A 3,123-nucleotide genomic window follows, 5' to 3' on the forward strand; every position below is an offset into this window, starting at 1 on the left:
GAAAAAATTCCAGTCATCATCATTCCAATTTTTGTCGCAAGACAAATATCCATCCATATATCTAACCAACAAGGCAAACTTAATATATTTTATTACCTCGCTTTGATTAAGATTTTTAGCTTGTAACACAATAGTTTCTTCATTAACTGGATAATACAATTGTCCACCATTAGGTGCTTGCCAAACGTAATAGTAAACACCATCACTTTCAGCAACGCCCGCTAAAACGTTCAAATTATCAGCAATTGTACCAATGACTTGTGCTGCCAACGATACTGCATGTTTTTTACTCAACCACATTTTTAAATTCCACTCCCTTAAATTCTTTCCTAAATCCAATCATTATTTGCATGGTCTGCTACACGAACGATTTTCTTTTTATAATCAGTAGCAATAAAATCAAAATTTTCATCATTTTGGTGTTTTCTACGAATATCTTGTAATTCTTTTGCCTGTTTTGCAACTTTTGTCGGTACCATTGTATGATACTGTGACGGGCTATTAACGCTGCCCCCACCTTGATACCATCGTGAATGGGACGTTTTAATTTTAATTGTTGCAAAGTTAGGAACCATGCTATCGTCAAAATCACCGCTAATTGTTTCATCACTAGCTTTAAAAGCACTATCAACTTTTTTTCAAATAAATAGCCCTTTTCATATCAGCCTTGCATTCTGCTTCTATCTTTAATTGTTTCCGTCCCCTTTTAACGAGGATTATTTCATATCTAAAAAGACTGCCAGCTTCAATACTTGAAACGAATGAATCGATAGTTAATTCAATAGCATCCTGCAGATACATCACATGATTATCGATAACGCATTTATTCAATAAAACCTTGATAATGTTTTTTCGATCATCCGCTTCCAATGTTTCATGCTTAGTAGGCATAATATTTTTAAAGACATAGTAATCAACAAATGGGCGGTAAGGTTCAATAATATCATCAGACAGATTAAATGGATTTTCAGTTGAGGCATGATGAATTCCAATACTAGGCTCAAACCCTTTTAATACTAAATTACGTCTGATTAAAGCCCGCAGAATGGCGTAACCATAATTTAAACCGGCATTTTCCAAATCATTGGTCCGCCCTCTTTTAAAGTCATCACCGAATAATTTTTTAAAATATAATCGGGCTGCACATGCTTCATTGTTATGCGCATCATGATCTGTAACCGTCTTAGTCATGGATTTTAGAACTTCAGTCGATTCTCTTTCAGCACCAATTTTTTCAAGGCAGACTGCTTGATTAATAATTTTGGAAATGACGATTTTTCTCCATAATCTTCCCTTAACTTTACTTGATGCTGAAAGCTGACATTTTAACCGTTCGAAACGATTCTGCTGACCATATACTGACTCCAGCACAGATAACGGCGAATGAACGCGATCACAAAAAAGTAGCCCAATCTTATTATCCGCACATTTTTCAATCACTTTAGCCGACAAATAACATTGCGAGTTATCAAAAATCAAGATTTCAACATCCTCAAACGACAGATAGTGCTTCTCTTTCGTTTCAAGGTTGGTTAATTTGAATCCATTATGTGTCACTGCCACAAAATATTTGTTTTCTACATAAACAATGTTTTTCATTAAACCATTCCCGCCTATTTCTCGTTCTCCCCCTACCACTTATATTTAAGTTTAGCGCACTTTTTGAAACCGGATTCAATTATTTTTAGACTCCATACTTTAATTTCACTACTATGACAATTAATGGCTACTCTGTCTTTTGAAAACTCCTAACTTCTGCGCAAAAAACTCGCCTGGCAAAAATCTGCCAAGCGAGTTTTTGAATTAAGTAATTAATCAGGAGTTTTCTTAATTGAAGTGTCGGAACTTTGATTTTAGCAATGCGCCGCATAACTTTAGTAGTGGAGACGGATCAGTCGTGTTTTAATTTTTGAGGTGCGTTATCTTTAAATTTAAGGAGAGTTATAAGAGTACTTAGATGGAAATTTAGGATTCTGCTAATTATCTTGCTGCCAACCGATCTCCACTAGCAGTCAAGGCTTGCTTTAGGCGCCCCAGACTTCTTCGGCAATGCTCTTGACTAAGGCCAGCTTAGCCCACTGCTGTTCTTCAGTCAGAATGTTGCCTTCTTCAGTTGAGGAAAAGCCGCATTGTGGACTCAGACACAGCTTGTCCAGATCATGGTATTGAGCAGCTTCATGAATACGATCCAAAATCGTTTGCCGATCTTCCAGTTCACCAGACTTCGAGGTCAGCAGCCCCAGCACCACGTATTTTTCAGCCGGGACCTTGGCTAATGGTTCAAAACCGCCCGCCCGTTCAGAATCGTATTCCAGGTAAAAGGCCGTCACGTCTTCTTTAGCCAGCAGGTAGTCGGCAACCGGACCATAGCCGCCCTTAGCTGCCCAGGTTGAATGGTAGTTTCCGCGGCAGACATGCGTGGTTACCGTCAAATCAGCCGGCAGATCCGCCAAAGCCGCGTTATTGAGTTTTAGATACGTTGCCTCCAGCTTTTCGCGATCCGCGCCTTCCTTAGAACGGGTTGCCCAGTAGTCTTCATCGACCAGCAGGCCCCAGGTACAGTCATCCAGCTTAACGTCGCGACAGCCGGCATCATACAGCGCCAAGATCAGGTCATGATAGGCAGCCGCCACGTCTTTGATCAGATCATCTTCGGCATCATAGTATTTTTTAATGGCTGCTACATGCTCATCATCCCGGAAGAGTTCGGAATAAAGCTGTGCTGGCGCCGGAATGCTTTGGCGTGGAATCAGATCCGTACCATCCGTTAAGCTCTTAAGATACTTGAAGGCTTCCAGATCAGGGTGCGTACCGTTAAAGCGAACCTTACCATTAACCTGCGCGGAATCGGCCCGCGTTTCTTCATCATGGAAACGGTAGCCGTGTGCTGGTTTGGTATGCTTAATGCCTTCAAATCCCCAGAACGTATCCAGATGCCAGTATGAGCGCCGGAACTCGCCATCGGTAACCGCGTGCAGGCCAGCTTGTGCCTCTTTTTCGACCAATTCCTTGATACACTTGTCTTCAACAGCTTTCAGTTCGTCATGGTCAATTTCGTGGTTGGCGAACTTTTCCCGAGCCGCCTTTAGTTCGGCTGGGCGCAAAAAGCTACCCACGATGTCA

The 3,123-nt window shown here is 41.2% G+C and carries 4 protein-coding genes; all 4 read right to left on the reverse strand.

Features of this window, described 5'->3' with window-relative positions:
* Positions 1–300 (reverse strand): hypothetical protein (locus ACLUWI_RS09965; protein ID WP_412147196.1); only part of this gene is annotated, 300 nt, incomplete at its 3' end.
* Between the two features lie 29 nt (positions 301–329).
* Entirely contained in the window at positions 330–575 is a 246-nt protein-coding gene (locus ACLUWI_RS09970; RefSeq protein ID WP_412147197.1) for a hypothetical protein, read from the reverse strand.
* Between the two features lie 52 nt (positions 576–627).
* Positions 628–1,599: a type II CRISPR-associated endonuclease Cas1 gene (gene cas1 / locus ACLUWI_RS09975; protein ID WP_412147198.1), complete on the reverse strand. Its 972-nt coding sequence runs from the start codon at positions 1,597–1,599 to the stop codon at positions 628–630.
* 425 nt (positions 1,600–2,024) lie between these two features.
* A partial coding sequence (locus ACLUWI_RS09980) for a 5-methyltetrahydropteroyltriglutamate--homocysteine S-methyltransferase (RefSeq protein ID WP_412147199.1) occupies positions 2,025–3,123 on the reverse strand: 1,099 nt, incomplete at its 5' end.

The organism is Limosilactobacillus mucosae (assembly GCF_046939755.1).
Classification (GTDB): domain Bacteria; phylum Bacillota; class Bacilli; order Lactobacillales; family Lactobacillaceae; genus Limosilactobacillus; species Limosilactobacillus mucosae_A.

What these genes read in the sequence shown, in the direction of transcription:
- ACLUWI_RS09970 (WP_412147197.1), bottom strand. Translation starts at nt 575, where the DNA reads ATGGTTCCTAACTTTGCAACAATTAAAATTAAAACGTCCCATTCACGA.
- cas1 (WP_412147198.1), bottom strand. Translation starts at nt 1,599, where the DNA reads ATGAAAAACATTGTTTATGTAGAAAACAAATATTTTGTGGCAGTGACA.